Here is a 19,240-nt window from a genome sequence, read left to right as displayed (position 1 = left end):
AAAATCAGCCGGGATTTCCGCAATGCCGTTGAACAACAAGGATCCGGGTACTGAAAAGAACGTTCATGAACTCGACGCGGTCACGGGAAAAGCTGTGACTGCCGCAAGGTCCGGCAAGAGGCTGGCCGATGAGTTGAAGGAGATCGGCGCACGCTGCAGTGCTCTGCCGGACCTCGACACGAGAAGCGCCGACGAGATCCTTGGCTATGTTGAACATGGATTGCCGCGCTGATGGTCATCGAGACCTCGGCCATCATCGCCGTCAGAACACATCCTCGGATTTGACCGGTTCGTCGTCAATCTCGGGAAACTCTTCGTCCAGGTGCTCCCACGTGGCGAGAAGGGCGAGAAGTCCCTGGCTCGGCACCGGCTCGATGATCAGCCGGTTGCCGGCGCGACGCATGATCGCTTCGTCACCGGGAAGTTCGAATTCGACCGGGATCCTGACCGCCTGGTTCCGGCCATTGCGGAAAAGGCGGACATGCCGCGGTACGGTTTGCACCCTTCACCTTCCGATCCTGATGCAGGCATATGCCAAACTATGCCGATGCCTTGCCCGGGCGCAACAGGCCATCGACCGCATCGGGAACCGCAGATTTCAGCGACGGGATCGCCAAACGTCCCTGTTCGCCGGACAGGGAAAAGCCCCGGCACGGCCTTGAAGGCCCTGCCGGGGTTCGAGAAGCACCCTCACTGCGCAGGCGCCGGTTGGCCGTCCGTCCCGGGCACCGGGATCAGCGCCGGGGTGGGTTCCATCGGCGCGGCGGTGATGCCGGCCGCGACGTCGAGTTCGGGATAGTCCTTGACCATGCCGGCTCCGAAGAAGGGCTTGTAAACGCCGGCGTGGCAGGTCGTGCAGTTCACCTTCAGCGGGTCGCCCAGCGGCCCGAGGCGGTGGCTGGGGAAGATGCTCTGAAGGGGATCGATGTACTCGTCGTTGAGCTCGCGGACCATCTGGATGCCGTGCCAGGCGGTCACGCGGACCGGCGAGCTCTGCTCCCAGTCACGGAAGGAGCGGCTGTTGTGGCAGTAGGTGCAGTTGACCCCCAATGATTCCGACATGTGGATCATCAGGCCGTAGGTCCACTCGGTCTGCTTGATCGAGCTGCGGTTTCCGGTCGGCAGCGCCGTGTCGGCCCGGGCGCGGATGTCGGCGTCCGTGCCGCCGCCCGACAGGAACGGCGTGAAGGGATCGAACGGCAGCGACGTCAGGCCGGCGGCATAGGACACGCCGTTCTGCCCGCCGTTGTTGCCCAGCACGCCCGCCGCGTGGGGCGGCCCCGGATTATTGTACCAGACGTTGGCGGGCACCGGCTGGCCGCGGTGGCAGGTGTAGCAGGTGACGCCGGTCTGGGCGACGTGGGGTTCCCAGTTGACGTTGATGTCACGCGTCATCTGGAGCATGCGGCGGGCCACCACCTTGGTGTAGAGGCTGTCGGACGACAGCGGCTCGCCCTCGGCATGACAGTAGGCGCAGCCCTGCTCCGGGGACACCCACTCGGTGATCGCGCTCATCACCCGGATGAACTGCGCGTCGGTCAGGTCGCGCAGCACCTGGACGTTCTCGTAGATCTCGGTCGCCGGAACGCTGTCCGGGTCGGCCGGCTCCAGCGGCTCCGGCACCTGGTTGGCGGCGAGCTGGGCCTGGACGGTCTCGGGCTGGAAGGTCTGCACCAGCCCGACGCCGCGATAGCCCCGCTGCACGCTGTCCACCGGCGGATACTCGATGGTGAACAGCATGCCCGCGCCGAACACCGCGACCGCGACGAGGCCGATGCGCAGGATCAGGTCCCAGAACGCTTCCTTGTCGGTGAGCTTGTTCATGGCTGCCCCCCGGTCACGAGCGCGGGATCTACCACCGGCGGGAAGACCTGCGGATACATCGGCGCCAGGCCGTGCTTGACGCCCCACAGGTACCAGTTGTCGACGACGGTGCCGGTCAGCAGGATGCCGATGCCGCCGGTCAGCGGGCAAAGCACCGCGAACCACCAGGCCCAGCGATGAATCGACTCGGCCGTGGCGTTGAAGCCCATGGTCCAGCGCCAGAACAGCGCGCCGCGTTCAAAGGCCGTGCCGCGGTCGGTGATCTGCTCGACCTCCCGCTCGCCGCCGAACCGGCTGATCGCCAGCACGGTGGCGCCGTGCATCGCGAACAGCAGCGTCGATCCATAGAGGAAGACGATCGAGAGCATGTGGAACGGGTTGTAGAACAGGTTGCCGTAGCGGATCGAGAAGGCCGCCGTCCAGTCCAGGTGGGGGAAGATCCCGAACGGTACCGCCTCTCCCCAGCTTCCCATCAGCACGGGGCGGATCAGCCCGAGCACCAGGTACAGCCAGATCGCCGCCGCGAAGGCCCAGGACACGTGGGTCCCCATGCCCAGCGCCCGCGCCCTGCGGTAGGTCCGGAGCCACCACAGCAGGATCGAGGTGGTCAGGAAGAAGCCGGTCATGATCCACCAGCCGCCCTGGGCCAGCGGCGGTATCCGCAGCCCGTAGCCCGGGGCCGGCGGCTCCAGCGCCAGCCAGGGCAGCTGCCGGACGAACTGCACCGGGTCCCAGTTGACCGAGGCCCACATGTTCAGCCCGATGATCTCGATCGCGATGATGCCGCACAGGATCGAGGCGAGCCCCGTCCAGCCCAGGTAGACCGGGCCGACCTGCGCGTCGCCGAAACGGCCGAGCAGGTGGACGAAGCGTGGTTTCCAGGAACGGACCCAGGGCCCGCGGGTCAGCGGCACGCCCGCATAGGCCGGGCCGCGGACCTGCACCTGGGTGAAGATGTTCTGATATTCCGCCATCGCGGCCTCCTTAGCGCCAGATCGGCAGGTCGAGCCACCAGCTCCACCATTCCGGCCAGCCACGGGTCCAGAAGGGGCCGCTGATGATGATGCACACGGCGCTCCAGAACCCGGCGCTGAGCGCCAGGAACAGTCCCAGCCGGTGGATGCCCAGCGTCCCGATCGACCAGCCGATGGTGTCGCGGAAGAAGGTGTTCTCGTGCTCGGCCGTCTTTACGCGGTCACCCTTGGGAGGGTTGGCCGCGGCGAGCACCAGGGAGCCGTGGAGCGACAGCGCGAAGGTGGTCGTGAAGAAAAAGGTCACGGCCAGCATGTGCGCCGGGTTGTAGTGGAAATGCAGGTACTGGTAACCCACGTTCGACACCCAGTCCAAATGGCTCAGGATGCCGTAGGGGAAGCCGTGCCCCCAGGCGCCCAGCAGGACGGGGCGGATCACGACGAGCGAGATATAGGCGAACACCGCGACGCCGAAGGCGACCGGGACATGCAGCCCCATGCCCAGCTTGCGCGCGATCTCGGCCTGGCGCAGCGCCCACGAGACGAAGGCGCCGATGGCGCAGATCGTGATGATCTGCCACAACCCGCCTTCGCGCAGCGGTGCCGCTCCCAGCCCGTATTTCAGATCCGGCGGCGCTATGTTGATCTGCCAGACGTTCCAGGTCGGCCCGATGGCCGCCCCGTAGAGGATCAGGCCCGTGCCGAGGATCGAAAAGAAGATCGTCGTGACACCGAAGAAGCCGACATAGAACGGCCCGACCCAGAAGTCGAAAAGATCGCCTCCGATCAGCGTCCCGCCGCGGACGCGGTACTTTTTCTCGAAATTCAGCATGGCCATGGTCGGATCCCCTATCAGGCGCCCCGGTCAGGAAGCGCCAGCTCCACCCGCGGCGGGCGGGGCCGGGCGGCAGCCCGGTCCCACGCGCCGCTCCAGTCGATCGCCGAGGGCGTCAATTGGATCGTGGGAGGGGAGCCATCTGCTGGCCCACGGCGCCGGCGCGGGCGGCGCCGGGGCCGTCCAGCCAGTTGAACCGGTCAGTGCTGAGCAGGATGAAGTGGATCAGCAGGGCCAGGGCGAACAGGAACGTGAACAGGGCGATCAGCGTCCTGCGCGGATCGAAAAGCAACCATACGCGCCACATGTCGGTCTCCTATGCGACGAAGGTCTTGAAGGATTCGAGCGCGACGGTGACGCCGTCGCGCAGGGTCCCGTCGATCAGGGACGAATAGCCCTGCTCTCCGGGCAGCCAGGGACGCCACAGCCAGACGAGGATGTGGGCCAGCACGGCCACGCCGACGAAGATGGCGAAGCTCTGCATGAAGATCTTGTGGAACTCCCTCGCCTCCGGGTCGGTCAACCCGGACAGCGACGCGTCGGGGGTTCCCCTCTCGCTGGGCGTGCGTCGTTCACCCATCGTGGTGTCGGACATTTATCTACCTCCTGATGAAAGCCGTTCGGCCGGTTCTGCGCGAGGACCGCGCGGCGGTCGCCGGACGTCTTGGGCGCCGGCGAATTCGGGCTCCCTCCGGGCGGAGGGAGAAATCGAGGGGGAAATCGGCTGGACGATCTGCTCGTCCAGGGCCGCCTCGGCGACGCGGCCCGCCGTGACGCGGTCCTCGGCGCGCCGGCGGGCATTGCGTTCGGCGGCGTCGCGCAGGCGCTTGGCGGCGGAGATGCGGATCAGCACGGGCTGCGCCTCAACCAGGCGGTCCAGGTCGGCCTTGGCGTCGTCGTCCCAGGGAAGCTCCGCTTCCAGCCTGGACGGCGTCGCCTCCACCCTGTCCATCTCGGCCGCGAGCGGCAGGATGTGGAAGAGCGCGTCGAACAGCGCGTTGCAGACCTCCTGCACCAGCCAGGTGGCGCCGGCATAGCCCATGAAGGGCGTACCGGTGTGGCGGCGGATGACGGCGCCGGGAAAAGAGGCCGGAATATAGACCGCCCTGCCCCCGGCCTCGCTGAGATACATGCGCTCGTTGTAGCTGCCGAACAGGATCAGCGGCGGGCGCGTCCGGACCAGGTCGCGGACCTCCTCGTTGTCGGTCTTGGCCCCGGCACGCCTCGCCACCGCGAAGGTGCAGGGCAGGCCCATCTCCTCTTCCAGGAAATGGCGGACGCCTCTCGCATAGGTCTCGTTCGCGACGATCCCGAAGCTGGCCGTGCCGAAGAAGTCCTGGGTGACCGAGCGCCAGAGGTCCCAGACCGGCTTGATGGTGGTCAGCTTCTCCCGCTCGATAAAGGGTTCCGGGTCGATCTCCAGGATCTCGCCCAGCTTGCGGAGGAACCGGGTGGTCGAGTGCAGCCCGATCGGCGCCTGGAGATAGGGCCGGTCCAGCGTCTCGCACAGCAGGCGGCCGAACTCGCGGTACAGGCAGACATTGGCGTCGGCCCGGGCCAGCTTGGGCACGTCGTCGAGGTGGCTGCCGAGCGGGAAGGTCAGGTTGATCTCGGCCCCGATGCCTTCGACCAGCCGGCGGATCTCGGCGAGGTCGGACCACATGTTGAAGGTGCCGTAGATCGGGCCGATGATGTTGACCCGGGGCTTCTCGCCCGGCTTGCGCGGCTTCGGCTTGGGCACGGCGCCGCGCTTCGGGCCGAACTCGGTCCACAGCCAGTTCAGCGCGCGGTCGGCGCTCTGCCACTGATCCTCGTCGATGGTGCGGGGCAGGAAGCGCTGGATGCCGGTGCCCTCGGGCGTCACGCCGCCGCCGATCATCTCGGCGATCGAGCCGGTGACGACGACGCTGGGCCGCTTGGGGTCCAGCGTGCCGTGCGCCCGCTTCATGGCGCCCTCGGTGCCGTGGCGGCCCAGCTCCTCCTCCGCGAGGCCGGTCACGACGATCGGCAGCTCATGCGGCGGCAGGGCATCGGTGTAGTGCAGGACCGCCGTGACGGGCAGGTTCTCGCAGCCGACAGGGCCATCGATGATCACCTGCAATCCCTTGATCGCGGTGAAGGCGTAGACGGCGCCCCAGTAGCCGCCGGCCCGGTCGTGGTCCAGGATCAGCATGCGGCGGCCTCCCCGAAGAAGGCCCGCATCTCGTCGAAGCGCGCGGTGTTTGCGAGGGCGGCGTTGACCACCTGGGCCAGGGCGCCGGCGCCGGCGACGCCCATCAGCGGGCGGGCCGAGATCAGGTTGGTGAAGTAAAGCGCCGGGATCGCCATCTCCTTGGCGCGCTGGACGACCGGCGTGGTGCCGATCGCCAGGTCGGGGCGGAACTCCTTGAGGGCGGCCAGGTCGTGCTCCAGCGAGGCGCGGTACTGGACCATCACGCCACGGGATTCCAGCCAGTCGCGGTCGGCCGCCGACCAGGGGGTGCGCGGACAGGCGGTCCCGACATAGCGGACGTCGGCGCCGCTCTCGACCAGCAGGCGGGCGACCAGAAGCTCGGAGCCCTCGTAGCCGGACAGCGTGATGCGGCCCTTGACGGGCGCGCGTTCGAAGGCGCCGCGGATCGGCGGCAGGGCCTTGTCCTTGGCGGCGTCCAGCATGGCGCGGGGCACGGCGAAGGCCGAGCCGACCGCCTCCAGCCAGGCGGCGGTGCCCTCGTAACCCACCGGGGCGGAGCCCAGGATCGTGCGGCCCGCCGACTCGAACTCGCGGATCGACGCGGTGTAGAACGGGTGGATCGCGGCCGCCGCCGGGCAGTCCAGGGCGGCGTAAAGCTCGCGCCACTCCCGTGTCGGCACGACCGGGCCGGCCGCGAGGCCCATCGGCTCCAGCATCATGCCGATGCCGACCGGGTCGGCGGGAAACATCTCGCCCAGCAGCGCCAGCGCCGGCCGTTCCGTCCTGCCGGCGCGGGGCGCCTGGACGGGTCCCTGCTCCGCTTCGCGACGGGCGTAGGCCAGCATGGCGCCGGCCAGCACGTCCTTGGCCTCGGCATGGGTCGGGACGCCGAAGCCCGGAACGTCGATGCCGATGATCCGGACGCCGTCGATCTCCTTCGGCAGCAGCCGCAGCGGCACACCCGACGCGGTCGGGACGCACAGGTTGATGATCACGACGGCGTCGTAGAGATCGGGATCGGCCAGCTTGAACACCGCCTCGCGGATGTCCTCGAACAGCTTGCCGGTGACCAGCGTCTCGGAGTTGAACGGCACGTAGCCGACCGTCCGGCGGGCGCCGTAGAAATGGGACGTGAAGGTCAGGCCGTAGACGCAGCAGGCGGAACCGGACAGCACGGTGGCCGTCCTGCGCATCCGCAGTCCGACGCGGAGCGACCCGAAGGCCGGGCACATGCTCTGCGGCTGGTCGTGCGGCCCCAGGGGGTAGTCGGCGGCATAGCGCTCGATGGTCTCGTTCATCCCGGCGGCGCGGGCGGCCTCGCGGAGTTCCGCCTTGCCGCCGTGGCAGCCGGCCTCGATCGGAGCGGCGGTCATGGTGCGGTACCCTTGAAGACTATCGGCCGGGACCGGGGAACTGGGGTCAGACCACCATTTCCCATCCGGTCTTGCCGGTGGAGAGGTTCGGGGGAAATGGTGGTCTGACCCCAGTTCCCCTCGCAGGCGGGTGCGCTCCTAGACATCGTCGTAGATCACTTCGAGGGACGGCCTGGTGACCGCCGCGACGCCGCACATGTCCTCCAGCGTCGCCGGCTCCAGCACCACGCCGCGGCCGACCGCGTCGCCCTTGAACAATCCCAGCAGTCCGTCCTGGGTCAGGGGCTTGGGCCATTCGGGCGGTGCCCAGGCGACGTTGCGGGCCAGTTCCTCGAACAGCGGTCCCCAGCGGTCGCCCGGCCGGCCGACGATCTGGTAGTTGGCGCTCTTGCGCCTTATGTCGTCGTCGGCGGGGATCGAGGCCAGCACCTGGATGCCGACCGCCTCGGCGAAGGCCCGGGCCTCGCCGGTGCCGTCATCCTTGTTGATGACCATGCCGGCGACGCCGACATTGCCGCCCATCTTGCGGAAATACTCGACCGCCGAGCAGACATTGTTGGCGACGTAGAGCGATTGCAGGTCGTTGGAGCCGACGACGATCACCTTCTGGCACATGTCGCGGGCGATCGGCAGGCCGAAGCCGCCGCACACCACGTCGCCTAAGAAATCCAGCAGGACATAGTCGAAGCCCCAGTCGTGGAAGCCCAGCTTCTCCAGCAGCTCGAAGCCGTGGATGATGCCCCGGCCGCCGCAGCCGCGCCCGACCTCCGGCCCGCCCAGTTCCATCGCGTAGACCCCGTCACGCTTGAAGCAGACGTCGCCGACCTGGACCGGCTCGCCGCTCAGCTTCTTGCGGGTCGAGGTTTCCAGGATGGTCGGGCAGGCCCGGCCGCCGAACAGCAGGGATGTCGTGTCGCTCTTGGGATCGCAGCCGATCAGAAGGATCTTCTTGCCCTGCTGGGCGAACATGTAGGACAGGTTCGCCAGGGTGAAGCTCTTGCCGATGCCGCCCTTGCCGTAGATCGCGATGATCTGCGTCTCCTTGGTGGGCGGCGCCGTCGGAACCGGGTCGGGCTCGATCGAGGCCTCGGCCCGCAGGCGTTCCATCAGGGTCGTCTCGGTCATGAACGGCTTCTCCAATCCAGGATCATCTTCAGGCAGGCCGGATCGCCGAAGGCCGTCCGGTAGGCCTCGTCGGCGCGGCCCGCGTCGAGGCGGTGGGTGATCAGTCCGTCGAGCGACAGACGGCCGGTTTCGATCAGGTCCCTGACCGCCGGCAGGTCCGGCGGGGTCCATTCGGCGGCGATCCGGATGCGGGCCTCGCGCATGAAGGCCGGCGGGAAGGCGAAGGACAGCGGGGCGGCATAGAAGCCGGCCAGGATCACCTCGCCGCCGCGGGCCAGGCGGCCGATCAGGGAGTCGAGCAAGGCTCCGTCGCCGCTGACGTCGTAGACGGCGCGGTAGTCGTGCCGCTCGTCCTGCTCCGGATGGATCACCCGGTAGCCGTCGGCCCCGGTGCAGCGGATCGGGTTGCGCTCCCACACCGTGGGCGGCTCGCCGCCCTCCAGCAGGGCGAGGCGGGCGAGCAGCCGGCCCAGCACGCCGTGGCCGACGATCAGGTCGGGCCTGCGGCCGCCGTCGATGGCGTGGTGCGCGGTGGCTGCCAGCGCCAGCAGGACGGCCTGCTCGCCGAGGGCCTCGTCCACCGGCAGGGCCCTGTCGCCGGCGACGACCAGCCGCGCCGCGGCGCCGCCGAACAGTCCCCGGACCGGGCCGAAGCAGCGGGCGCCCGGCACGAACACCAGCTCGCCCTCGCGCCGGCCGGAAGCGGCGCCGGCCTGGATGACGCGGCCCACGGACTCGTATCCGGGCACCAGCGGATATCCCAGGCCGGGGAAGACCGGCATGCGGCCCAGCCAGAGCAGGCGTTCCGTCCCCGTGCTGATGCCGCTCCACAGGACATCCACGGTGACATCGCCGGATTCCGGCGGCGTGAGGTCGAGCCTCCGGAGAGCAAGCCGTTCCGGCTCCTCGATCACGACTGCGAGCGTTTCCATCCCGGTCCCCGGCAAAGGGTTTGTTTCGGCACGCTGGGTGCCCTTGGTTATTTGTCAGTTTATATTGACAGTATAGAACGTCAATAAAAACTTACGTCAATCTGCCGGACGGGCAGTAATGACGCCGGTCAGCAACGGCATCGCCGTCGCGTGCCGCCGGACGCCGCCGAAGCCGGCGCGGCGCAGCAGGGCCGTGATCTCGCGCGCGGTCCGGGCATGGCCCCGGCCCATGGCGAGCAGGTAGAAGCCGAAATAGGCGTCGCCGACCGGCTCGGCCCCGGTGGCCTCCGCCATGGGCTCGGCGATCATCAGGGTCCCGTCGGGGCCGAGCGCCTGGCGCACCGCCCGCAGGATCGTCAGCGCCTCCTCGTCGTCATGGTCGTGGAGCACGCGGACAAGCGACACGATGTCGGCGCCCGAAGGCAGGGGATCGGACAGGAAATCGCCACCCACCGCCGATGCGCGCAGGTCGAGGCCATCGGCCCGGAACCGCTCCATGGCCCGCTGGGTCACGGCCGGAAGGTCGAACAGGACCACCCGCAGCTTGGGGAAGCGGGAAGCCGCGGCGCTCAGGAAGGCGCCGTCACCGCCGCCGACATCCATCAGGCAGCGGTGGCGGTCCAGGGGATACGCCGCCAGCACCTCCTCTGCGATCAGCGGCTGCGAGGCCGCCATCAGGGTGCTGTAGGCCGCCACCTGGGTGCCGGTCAGGTCGGCCGGGCGTTCGGCGCCGGCATAGGGCCAATAGTCCGACAGTCCGGTCCGGCGGCACTCGCCGCGCAGCAGCGCCACCGGGTCCCGCAGGTCGTCGTAGAGCATCGCGTGATGCTCGATCATGGCGGTCAGGCCGGGATTGCCGACCAGCGCCGCCCCCAGGGGGCCGAGGCCGAAACGGTCATCGCCGCGCCGGGCCAGCAGCCGGAGCGAGACGGCGGCCCGCAGCAGCCGTTCGGCCGGCTCGTCCGCCATGCCCAGGCGGCGGGCCAGTTCATGCGCGGTCATCGACCGCTCCGCCAGGATCTCGAACAGGCGGAGCCGGACGCAGGCCAGCAGCACCTGGGAATAGACGAAGCCGGCGCACAGGTCGAACAGGTCGCGGCTGCGCCGCCGGGCGATCGGGCGGGTCAGCGGAAAGGCCGCGGCCCAGTGGCGGAAGCGCGGACTCGCCATCAGCCGGTCGCGCGCCGACCAGACGCGGTCCATCCAGAGGTCCAGCCGGGGCAGCCCCCAGCCGACCTGGGCCAGGCCGACCCGCGGCGTGCAGACCTGGGAAAGCCGGCGGGCGTGGCCGGCGTGATGCATATCGCTTTGGCTCATGCTGCAACCCTCACCAGTTCCTTGGGCAGGAAGCGCTCGGCTTCCAGGCGGATCAGCGCCCGAAGCTCGGCGGCGCCCGGGCAGCGCGGGATCGACTCGGCGGCCTCCCCGATCAGCAGGTCGAGGCGGTCGAGGGCGCCGTCGATGCCCAGCTCGCGCGCGGCGCTCATCCGGCCGAGGGCGGCGTCCCGCCCCACCGGCTTGCCCAGCTCGTCGGGGTTCCCGGCGACGTCGCGGATGTCGTCCGCGACCTGGAACGCCTCGCCGATCTTCTCGCCCAGGGAGCGCCAGGGCGCCGATTCCACGCCGGCCGCCGCGGCGCCGCCGACCGTCGCGGCCGCGAACAGCGCGCCGGTCTTGGCCCTGTGGTAGCGGGCGAGATCGACCCGCGGCTCGCTCTCCCACGCCTGCCCCGCCACGATGCCGAACGGCATCCCGACCGAGCGTCCGATGCAGAGCATCAAAGTCGCCAGCCGGTTGGGACAGGCCGCGGCCTGGCGCGCCAGCGTCTCGAACGCCAGCACGATCAGCGCGTCGCCGGCGAGCACCGCCAAGGGTTCGCCGAAGGCCCGGTGGACGGAAGGCTTGCCGCGCCGCACCGGCGCGTCGTCGAAGCAGGGCAGATCGTCGTGGACCAGCGATGCGCAATGCAAAAGCTCGATCGCGGCGGCAGCTGCGGCGGCGGTCGAGAACTCCTCCGCGCCGCAGGCCCGGGCCACCGCGAAGCACAGGCGGGGCCGGATCCGGGCGCCGCCGGGAAACACGGCGTGCCGCATCGCCGCCGCCAGCCTGGGCGGAGCGCCGGATGCCTCCGCCTCGCTCAAGGCCCCGTCCAGGGTCTGTTCGATCCGCATGACGACATCCATGGGCAACCTCCCGCCGCGCATCGTTGTAAGGGTAGATTGTCGCGCGTTACTGTCATATATTGTTGACACGAGCAGTAGTCAGGTTCAACGACATTCTTCATGTCAAGCAGGAGAGGCCGGAGACATTGTTCGGAAACCGCATCGTCGTCGTCGGCGCCGGCATCGGCGGCCTGACCGCCGCCCTGACGCTGGCGAGCCGGGGCATGGACGTGACGGTCCTGGAGAAGGCGGACCATCCCGGCGGCAAGATGCGGGAGGTCGCCGTCGGCGACGCCCGCCTGGACGCAGGGCCGACCGTCTTCACCCTGCCCCGCATCTTCGAGGAGATCTTCGCCGACGCCGGGGACGACCTGCACCGGCATGTCACGCTGAAGCCGGCGGAGATCCTGGCGCGCCACGCCTGGACCGACGGCTCGCGGCTCGACCTGTTCGCCGACCCGGAGCGGTCGGCCGACGCGATCCGCGCCTTCGCGGGAGCCCGCGAGGCCGAAGGGTTCCGCCGGTTCCAGGCCGAGGCCGGGCGGACCTGGCGCACGCTCCAGGACTCGTTCGTCCGCAGCGCGGAGCCCAGCGTCAAGGGCCTGGTCGGATCGGTGGGGTTGCGGGGCCTGGGCGACCTCTGGCGCATCCGGCCGTTCGACACCCTGTGGAAGGCGCTGGGCGACTATTTCCACGACCCGCGCCTGCGCCAGCTGTTCGGGCGTTACGCGACATATTGCGGCTCCTCCCCCTTCCTGGCGCCGGCCACGCTGATGCTGGTAGCCCATGTGGAACAGGACGGGGTTTGGCTGGTCGAAGGCGGCATGGCGCGGCTGGCGGAGGCGCTGGCACGGCTGGCCGAACGGCACGGTGCCGTTTTCCGCTACGGAGCCGAGGTCCGGACGATCGATACGGCCGGCGGGCGGGCTTCAGGCGTCACGCTCGCCACCGGCGAGCGGATCGAGGCCGACTCGGTCGTCGTCAACGCCGACTCCGGCGCGCTGGCCGGCGGCTTCCTGGGAACCGCTGCGGCACGGGCCGTCCCGCCCGCCGATCCGGCGCAGCGGTCGCTGTCCGCCGTGACCTGGAGCCTCCTGGCCGAGACCGAGGGGTTTCCGCTGTCGCGGCACACGGTCTTCTTCTCAGACGACTATGCCGCGGAATTCGACGACATCTTCGGCCGCTCCCGCCTGCCCCGTTCGCCGACCGTCTATGTCTGCGCGCAGGACCGGGATGCCGGAAGCGGCGCGCCGCCCGGCGGCTCCGAGCGCCTGTTCTGCCTGGTCAACGCCCCGCCGACCGGCGACACCCACCCCTTCGACCCGACGGAGATCGAGCAATGCGCGAACAGCACATTCGGCATCCTGGAACGCTGCGGCCTGCGCCTGCGGACCTCGCCGGAGCACACCGTGGTGACGACGCCCCGGGACTGGAACCGACTCTTCCCGGCGACGGGGGGAGCGCTCTACGGACCGGCGTCGCACGGCTGGAAGGCCTCGTTCAGCCGGCCGACGGCACGCAGCAGGATGCCCGGCCTCTACCTGGCGGGCGGCAGCATCCATCCGGGTCCGGGAGTGCCGATGGTGGCCTTGTCCGGCCGGATGGCGGCTCGGGCGGTGCTGCGCGACCTGGGTTCGCGACGCTCCGCTTCGACCGGCCGGTCACCCGCGACGGCTATTCCTGGTGGTACGTCGACGCGCTGAGCGACGACGGGAAACACGGCCTCACGGTGATCGCCTTCATCGGCAGCGTCTTCTCGCCCTATTACGCCTGGGCGCGCCGCCGCGGCCGGGGCGACCCGCTGAACCACTGCTCGGTCAACGTCGTCCTGACGGGAGCCGGCGGCAACCGCTGGTGCATGACGGAGCGCGGCCGGAGCCGCCTGCGCCGCGACCAGCGTTCGCTCGCCATCGGTCCCAGTTCGCTCGACTGGGACGGCACGGTGCTGACCATCCGCCTCGACGAGACCACCATGCCGGTGCCGTCCCGGGTCAGCGGCACCATCCGGGTCCACCCCCACGCCCTGACGGAACGGTCCTTCACCCTGGACGCCTCGGGCCGGCACCGCTGGTGGCCGATCTCTCCCCGCTCCCGGGTGGAGGTGGACCTCGACCGGCCCGGCCTGCGCTGGACCGGCACCGGGTATCTCGACACCAACGCGGGCGACGAGGCGCTGGAAGACGCCTTCAGCCAGTGGGACTGGTGCCGGGCCGACCTGGGGGACGGCGCCGCGATCCTGTACAACGTGGACCGCCGCGCCGCGCCTCCGCTGGCGCTGTCCCTGCGGATCGACCCGGCGGGCGCGGTGGAGATGGACGATCCGTTGCCGCCGGCCCGGCTGCCGGCCACGAAATGGTGGCGCATCCCACGCGCAACCCGCGCCGATCCGGGCCACGCGGTGACGGTCCGGGAGACGCTGGTGGACGCGCCGTTCTACGCGCGCTCGGTCCTGGAAACCAGCATCGGATCCCGGCCGGCGACGGCCGTCCATGAGAGCCTGTCGCTCGACCGGTTCCGCATGCCCTGGGTCCAGGCGCTGCTGCCCTTCCGGATGCCGCGCCTGCCCTGACGCTCCCGCGCCGATGCCGATCGCCGACACCCTGCATCGGCTTTCGGCTGACGTTTTGCGATGCGTTGGGCCACGGCCCAACCCACGGCTTGATGCAGGGTGGAGGTGGTGCGGACCGTCGATCGTCGGTTGGGCCGCGGCCCAACGCATCGGTCCGGCTGCCCCGGGCGGATCAACCTGATCGCGCGCATAGCTCTAGTGTCGGCGATCCTCGCCCGGCATGCGGACGTTGCTGCCGGGACCGTCCTCGCCCAGTTTATGTTGCTTCCGTTTGGTTCTAACGAACTGATAAACCACGACAATGAGAACAATCACCAGTGTCATGCCGGCAAGTGCCCAGATCAGGCCACCATCGCTGCCATCTTCCATTTCCCGTCTCCTCAGGTTCGTCTGCTTGGCAATCGCTTGGAAACCGGAGGCACCGACGGTTAGTTCCGACTCCTTAGATTCATAATGACTTGTCATTATCCTTTCGCTGCGGATCACTTCGCTTCGGCGGCTTGGGATCGTCCCTGGATGCCCGGCTGACCGAGACGATCTGGTAGATCGCCCAGCCGAGGACACCGCCGAACACAAGCAACATCTCCGCCAGCGCGAACCATCCCGTGGACACCGCCGGTCAGCCCTGGCGCTTCAGCGCCACGCGCTGGCCACGCTCCAGGCGTTCGAACAGGAGGAGCAGCCACACGACAGGATCGTCCCGGACCTCCTCGCGCTCCGCCGTGGCGGTCACGGCCTCGACCAGGAACCGGGACTCCTCGGCGCTCCGGAAGCCCTCGCCCCCGCTGGCGCCGGACAGGGCGGCGGCCGAGGCCCGAGCCAGCAGCAGGGCCTTGCGACGGGCCGGGACGACGGCCCGGCGGGAAACCGAGTCCCCGTCGGCCCGCTCCACCTCGCGCCCGATCTCCGCATAGAGGTGGCGGGCTGCCTGGATGCCGGGGCGGCACGCCGGCGGCAGGCGGGCGATGCCGGAGTCCGCGTGGCGATAGAATTCGTCGGCCGCGGCGAGCAGCCGGCGGACCACGTCGCCCAATTCCGGGCTGAACACCGGATCGGCCATCCAGGCGTCGGGGTCCAACCCCGCGTCCCGCAGCCAGTCCAGCGGCAGGTAGAGGCGGCCCGCCCGCGCGTCCTCGCCGACGTCGCGCGCGATGTTCGACAACTGCATCGCCATGCCCAGGTCGCAGGCGCGGGCGACGACGTCGGAATTCCGGACCCCCATCAGCACGGCCATCATGGCGCCGACGGTCCCGGCGACGCGGGCGGCATAGGCGTTCAGCTCCCCGAGATCGGCGTAGCGCCGGCCGGCCAGATCCCATTCGAACCCTTCGAACAGCGCTTCCGGCAGGGTGCGCGGGATGGCGAAACGGTCGACCACGTCGGCGAAGGCCCTGTCCACCGCGTGGTCCAGCGGGCGGCCCGCATAGGCCCGGTCCAGCCGCAGGCGCATCCGATCGAGGGCCGCGTCGCCGTCGTCGGCCAGGTCGGCCGCGTCGTCGGCCAGACGGCAGAAGGCGTAGAGGGCGGAGGCCGGCTGGCGCACCCTGGACGGCAGCAGGAGCGAGGCGGCGTGGAAGGTCCGCGAAGCGTTCATGAGCAGCCGGCGGCAAGCCGCGAAATCGGCCGCCGTGGCCGGCCCGGTCCCGGGGCGAGCGGAGACGCTAGGCCAGGACGGCCGCATGCGGCACCACTTTGTCCAGGACGCGGGCCGACGACAGCACGCCCGGCAGTCCGGCGCCGGGATGGGTCCCGGCTCCGACCAGATACAGCCGCTCGATATCCTCGCTCCTGTTGTGCGGACGGAACCAGGCGCTCTGTGTCAGCACCGGCTCCAGCCCGAAGGCGGCGCCGCGCACCGAGAGCAGGCGGTCCTGGAAATCCTGGGGCGTCAGCATGCGGGACGTGACGATCTGATCCTTGAGGCCGGGCAGCAGCGTTTCGGCCAGGTGGCGCTCGATGGCGCGGCGGTAAGTCTCCGCCGTCTCGTCCCAGCGGGTGCCGCTGTCCAGGTGGGGAACGGGGGACAGCACGTAGAAGGCGTCGCAGCCGTCGGGGGCGAGCGACGGGTCGGTCGCGGTCGGCCGGTGCAGGTAGAGGCTGAAGTCGGGCGCCAGCACCTTCCGCCGGAAGATGTCGTCCAGCAGGTCGCGGTAGCGCGGGCCGAGCAGGATCGTATGGTGGGCGACATCCTCGTAGCGACGGCGGGTGCCGAAGTACCAGACGAACAGGCTCATGGAATAGCGGGCGCGGTCGATCCGGCGGTCGGTCCAGCGCTTGCGGGCCTCCGGCGCGATCAAGTGGCGGTAGGTCCAGGCGCTGTCGGCGTTGGACACGACGATGTCGGCGGCGATCTCCTCGCCGGATGCCAGCCTGACACCCGTGGCGCGGCCGTCGCGGACGGTGATCCGGGCGACCTCGGCATTGCAGCGGACCACGCCGCCCTGCCCCTCGATCAGGCCGACCAGGCCGCGGACCAGTCGCCCCGTGCCGCCCATGGCGAAATGGACGCCCCAGCGCCGCTCCAGGAAGGCGATCAGGCTGTAGATCGAGGTGGTGGCAAAGGGATTGCCGCCGACCAGCAGGGGATGGAAGCTCAGCACGGTGCGGAGCCTGGTATCTCGCACGTGCCGGCAGACCAGGTCATAGACCGAGCGATGGCCCGCCAGCCGGACCAGATCGGGAAGCACCCGCGCCATGTCCGTCCAGCTGCTGAACGGCACGTCGCCCAACTGCTCGAAGCCGATCCTGAAGCGCGCCTCGCTGGCCTTCAGGAAGCTCTCGTAGCCCGGGACATCGGCGGGCGAGAACTTCGCCACCTCCGCCCGCATCGCGGCGTCGTCGCCGGAATACTCGAACACCTGGCCGTCGTCGAACCGGATGCGGTAGAAGGGCGAGATCGCCCGCAGTTCCACGTCGTCGGAAAGCCGCTTCCCGCAGAGCTGCCAAAGCTCCTCCAGCAGGAACGGGGCGGTCACGATGGTGGGACCGGCGTCGAACGTGAAACCGTCCTGCCGGTAGACGTAAGCCCGTCCCCCCGGCGCATCGAGCCGTTCCAGGACCGTGACCCTGTAGCCGCGCGCTCCCAGCCGGACCGCGGCGGCCAACCCGCCGAATCCGCTGCCGATGACGACGGCATGGGGTGGAACAGGGATGTCGCGTGTCATCTTGTTCATACGCCGAAGCGTAACACGAAGTTGACACTCTGGATAGGGCTCAGGTTCGGTCACGGATGAAAGGCGATGGGCACCCGTCACCGCCCGAACGCTGTTGCGCACAATCCGGCGCGCCTCGGGGCGTGCTGTCGCCCCGCAGCTTACCAGCAACGATATGAGTGCTTCAGATTTGGCGCACGAGCCTGCGGCTCGGCGCCAACCTGACGATGCCGGTCACCCTCCACCGGCCAAATCGGTCATCCCTGCCTGTCTGCGCCATTGCCGCGCAGAGGCGCCTGGGCAGCGGGGGATGGGTTTGAAGGGGTTACGCGCCAGATCGTGTTCGAAAGGTCGTCGGCGACGATCAGGGCGCCCTCCGGATCAACCGTGACGCCGACAGGCCGACCGTAGGTCTTGCCGTCCTCGCCGTAGAACCCGGTCACGAACTCCGTCGGAGGACCGGCGGGGCGACCGTCGCGGAACGGTACGAAGATCACCTTGTATCCGCTGGGAACGCTTCTGTTCCAACTGCCATGTTCCCCGACGAACACGCCGTCGGCGAACTGGTCGCCCATCGCGGGAGTGGAGAAGGCAACGCCGAGCGCGGCGACATGCGATCCCAGGCTATAGTCGGGCTTGATCGCCGAGGCGACCTTCTGCGGATCCTGCGGCCGAACGCGCGGATCCACGTTCTGGCCCCAATAGCTGTAGGGCCAGCCGTAGAAGCCGCCTTCGCGGACCGACGTGAGGTAATCCGGGACAAGGTTCGGGCCAAGCTCGTCGCGTTCGTTCACCACCGCCCATAGCTCGCCCGATCCCGGCTGGATGGCGAGGGCGGTAGGATTGCGGAGGCCGGTGGCGTAGGGCTTGTGCGCGCCCGTCTGGGCATCCACTTGCCACACCATCGCACGATCAACCTCGGCAGCCATCCCGCGTTCCGTGATGTTGCTGTTGGAACCGATGCCGACATAGAGGAAGCGTCCGTCAGGACTGGCCGTCAACGCCTTCGTCCAGTGATGATTGATTTCCGATGGCAGGTCGGTGACCTTGACCGGCGGTCCGTCGGCTTGGGTCTGCCCCTCGCGGTAGGAGAACCGCACCAGGGCATCCTGATTGGCAACGTAAAGCTGATCGTTGGCCAGCGCGAGGCCATAGGGCGCGTTCAGATTGTCGGCAAAGACGGTGCGTTCTTCGTAGACGCCGTCGCCGTCGCCGTCCCGCAGCAAGGTCAAGCGATTGCCGCTCTCGACCGAAGTCGTTCCCTTGGCCTTGATGACGCCCGCGATGATGTCCTTCGGCCGTAGCGCCGGCGCCGAGCCACCCCTTCCTTCGGCAACGAGGATATCGCCGTTGGGCAGGACGAGGGTCTGGCGCGGAATGCCGAGGTCGGTGGCGATGGGTGTGATGGTATAGCCTTCCGGCACGACCGGTCGCCGATCGCCCCACAGTGCGGGTTCGGCGATGTTCATGCTGGGAAGCAGCCCGCGCTGTTGCTCCGGGAGCTGTGGATTGGAGCCGTACTCCGGCGGGGCCGGATCGCCATCGCAGGCGGTCAGCAGGGCCGTGAGCGCGGTCGCGGCCAGCAAGCTGGAATATTTCATTTCATCCCTCCCACGCGAAGGCTGGAGAAGCCAAGCCAAGTCGCCAGAATGGCGAGCACGGTAACGATCGCCGAAAGGATGAGTCCTTCCGGCATCGTTCCCCAAGCGTCGCGCGCATGGACGAACGAGTTGATGAGGCCGAGCCCGAAAGTGGCAAGCAGCAGGAGAAAGTAGATGAGAGGCCGCCCTCGGCGCCGGTCTGCGCGGATCAAGTCGATGAAAGCCCACAGGAGCGCGAAACCGGTGAAAGCCACGCCGCCCGCAATCAGCCAGGAGGCGAAGTTGCTCCACTGGATCTGGTAAGTCGAGGTGTAGGCAATGTCGCTGAGCAGGCCACCCAGGAACAGCGGGATAGTGGCGGCGAGCAGCACCGCATGAAAGGGCTGGATCGCCCTTGCCGGTCTTTCATCATAAGCAACAGCCACAGCGTCTTCTCCTTGCCCGACCAGACTATGCGCCGATGCACCGAGCGAGATGCATCAGGGAAAGCCCGAATACGAGGCCAACCGAACCAGCGCCCGAA

20 protein-coding genes are annotated in these 19,240 nt (G+C 69.0%); 3 read left to right on the top strand and 17 right to left on the bottom strand.

What is annotated here, in order from left to right; translation table 11 throughout:
* The first annotated feature begins 22 nt into the window (after positions 1-22).
* A complete protein-coding gene (locus tag JL100_RS36665; protein ID WP_202683441.1) occupies positions 23-232 on the top strand; it encodes a type II toxin-antitoxin system VapB family antitoxin in 210 nt (69 codons plus the stop codon).
* A gap of 30 nt (positions 233-262) precedes the next feature.
* Here JL100_RS36665 and JL100_RS08930 read toward each other — a convergent pair whose 3' ends face one another.
* The 12 genes from JL100_RS08930 to JL100_RS08875 form a co-directional block, all read right to left on the bottom strand.
* Entirely contained in the window at positions 263-502 is a 240-nt protein-coding gene (locus JL100_RS08930; protein ID WP_202683442.1) for an antitoxin, read from the bottom strand.
* A 188-nt stretch (positions 503-690) separates the two neighbouring features.
* Positions 691-1,824, bottom strand: a complete 1,134-nt coding sequence (pufC, locus tag JL100_RS08925) for a photosynthetic reaction center cytochrome PufC (RefSeq protein ID WP_202683443.1) — start codon at positions 1,822-1,824, stop codon at positions 691-693.
* Positions 1,821-2,798, bottom strand: a complete 978-nt coding sequence (pufM, locus tag JL100_RS08920; RefSeq protein WP_202683444.1) for a photosynthetic reaction center subunit M — start codon at positions 2,796-2,798, stop codon at positions 1,821-1,823. The genes pufC and pufM overlap by 4 nt, the downstream gene beginning before the upstream one ends.
* A 10-nt stretch (positions 2,799-2,808) precedes the next feature.
* Positions 2,809-3,633 (bottom strand): photosynthetic reaction center subunit L, encoded by an 825-nt coding sequence (pufL, locus tag JL100_RS08915; RefSeq protein ID WP_202683445.1) that lies wholly within the window; start codon positions 3,631-3,633, stop codon positions 2,809-2,811.
* 112 nt (positions 3,634-3,745) lie between these two features.
* Complete coding sequence (pufA, locus tag JL100_RS08910; protein WP_158044755.1) at positions 3,746-3,937, bottom strand: light-harvesting antenna LH1, alpha subunit; 192 nt, start codon at positions 3,935-3,937, stop codon at positions 3,746-3,748.
* Positions 3,938-3,946: 9 nt separating this feature from the next.
* Entirely contained in the window at positions 3,947-4,225 is a 279-nt protein-coding gene (pufB, locus tag JL100_RS08905) for a light-harvesting antenna LH1, beta subunit (protein ID WP_323378454.1), read from the bottom strand.
* Positions 4,226-5,803: a chlorophyllide a reductase subunit Z gene (gene bchZ, locus JL100_RS08900; RefSeq protein ID WP_202683446.1), complete on the bottom strand. Its 1,578-nt coding sequence runs from the start codon at positions 5,801-5,803 to the stop codon at positions 4,226-4,228.
* Positions 5,797-7,176 carry a chlorophyllide a reductase subunit Y gene (gene bchY, locus JL100_RS08895; protein ID WP_202683447.1) on the bottom strand — a complete coding sequence of 460 codons (1,380 nt, stop codon included), beginning with the start codon at positions 7,174-7,176 and terminating at the stop codon, positions 5,797-5,799. Before bchY ends, bchZ begins: the two co-directional genes overlap by 7 nt.
* Positions 7,177-7,314: 138 nt before the next feature.
* Positions 7,315-8,301: a chlorophyllide a reductase iron protein subunit X gene (locus JL100_RS08890; protein WP_202683448.1), complete on the bottom strand. Its 987-nt coding sequence runs from the start codon at positions 8,299-8,301 to the stop codon at positions 7,315-7,317.
* The gene (gene bchC, locus JL100_RS08885; protein ID WP_202683449.1) at positions 8,298-9,233 is read right to left on the bottom strand and encodes a chlorophyll synthesis pathway protein BchC; all 936 of its coding nucleotides are present in this window, start codon (positions 9,231-9,233) and stop codon (positions 8,298-8,300) included. The genes JL100_RS08890 and bchC overlap by 4 nt, the downstream gene beginning before the upstream one ends.
* Positions 9,234-9,329: 96 nt before the next feature.
* Positions 9,330-10,550: an acetylserotonin O-methyltransferase gene (locus JL100_RS08880; RefSeq protein ID WP_228421155.1), complete on the bottom strand. Its 1,221-nt coding sequence runs from the start codon at positions 10,548-10,550 to the stop codon at positions 9,330-9,332.
* Positions 10,547-11,416 (bottom strand): polyprenyl synthetase family protein, encoded by an 870-nt coding sequence (locus JL100_RS08875; protein ID WP_202683450.1) that lies wholly within the window; start codon positions 11,414-11,416, stop codon positions 10,547-10,549. Before JL100_RS08875 ends, JL100_RS08880 begins: the two co-directional genes overlap by 4 nt.
* A gap of 125 nt (positions 11,417-11,541) precedes the next feature.
* On the opposite strand from JL100_RS08875, the gene crtD reads away from it, so the two are divergent.
* Both crtD and JL100_RS08865 read left to right on the top strand, forming a co-directional pair.
* On the top strand, positions 11,542-13,098 hold the full coding sequence (gene crtD, locus JL100_RS08870; RefSeq protein ID WP_202683451.1) for a 1-hydroxycarotenoid 3,4-desaturase CrtD: 1,557 nt from the start codon (positions 11,542-11,544) through the stop codon (positions 13,096-13,098).
* 26 nt (positions 13,099-13,124) lie between these two features.
* Positions 13,125-13,964 (top strand): carotenoid 1,2-hydratase, encoded by an 840-nt coding sequence (locus tag JL100_RS08865; RefSeq protein WP_228421154.1) that lies wholly within the window; start codon positions 13,125-13,127, stop codon positions 13,962-13,964.
* A 195-nt stretch (positions 13,965-14,159) separates the two neighbouring features.
* Here JL100_RS08865 and JL100_RS08860 read toward each other — a convergent pair whose 3' ends face one another.
* The 5 genes from JL100_RS08860 to JL100_RS08840 all read right to left on the bottom strand — a co-directional run bounded on the left by JL100_RS08860 (position 14,160) and on the right by JL100_RS08840 (position 19,142).
* Positions 14,160-14,333 carry a hypothetical protein gene (locus JL100_RS08860; protein WP_202683452.1) on the bottom strand — a complete coding sequence of 58 codons (174 nt, stop codon included), beginning with the start codon at positions 14,331-14,333 and terminating at the stop codon, positions 14,160-14,162.
* 250 nt (positions 14,334-14,583) lie between these two features.
* Positions 14,584-15,558: a phytoene/squalene synthase family protein gene (locus JL100_RS08855; protein WP_228421153.1), complete on the bottom strand. Its 975-nt coding sequence runs from the start codon at positions 15,556-15,558 to the stop codon at positions 14,584-14,586.
* 67 nt (positions 15,559-15,625) lie between these two features.
* Positions 15,626-17,128, bottom strand: coding sequence for a phytoene desaturase (locus JL100_RS08850; RefSeq protein WP_228421152.1), 1,503 nt, complete (start codon positions 17,126-17,128; stop codon positions 15,626-15,628).
* 245 nt (positions 17,129-17,373) lie between these two features.
* Positions 17,374-18,717 carry a PQQ-dependent sugar dehydrogenase gene (locus tag JL100_RS08845; protein ID WP_202683455.1) on the bottom strand — a complete coding sequence of 448 codons (1,344 nt, stop codon included), beginning with the start codon at positions 18,715-18,717 and terminating at the stop codon, positions 17,374-17,376.
* Positions 18,714-19,142, bottom strand: a complete 429-nt coding sequence (locus JL100_RS08840; RefSeq protein WP_202683456.1) for a DUF2231 domain-containing protein — start codon at positions 19,140-19,142, stop codon at positions 18,714-18,716. Before JL100_RS08840 ends, JL100_RS08845 begins: the two co-directional genes overlap by 4 nt.
* Positions 19,143-19,240: the final 98 nt, after the last annotated feature.

The organism is Skermanella mucosa (genome assembly GCF_016765655.2).
In the GTDB taxonomy this organism is placed as follows: domain Bacteria; phylum Pseudomonadota; class Alphaproteobacteria; order Azospirillales; family Azospirillaceae; genus Skermanella; species Skermanella mucosa.
The sequence above is the reverse complement of the archived record's forward strand: the minus strand, read 5'-3'. Positions and strand labels throughout refer to the sequence as shown.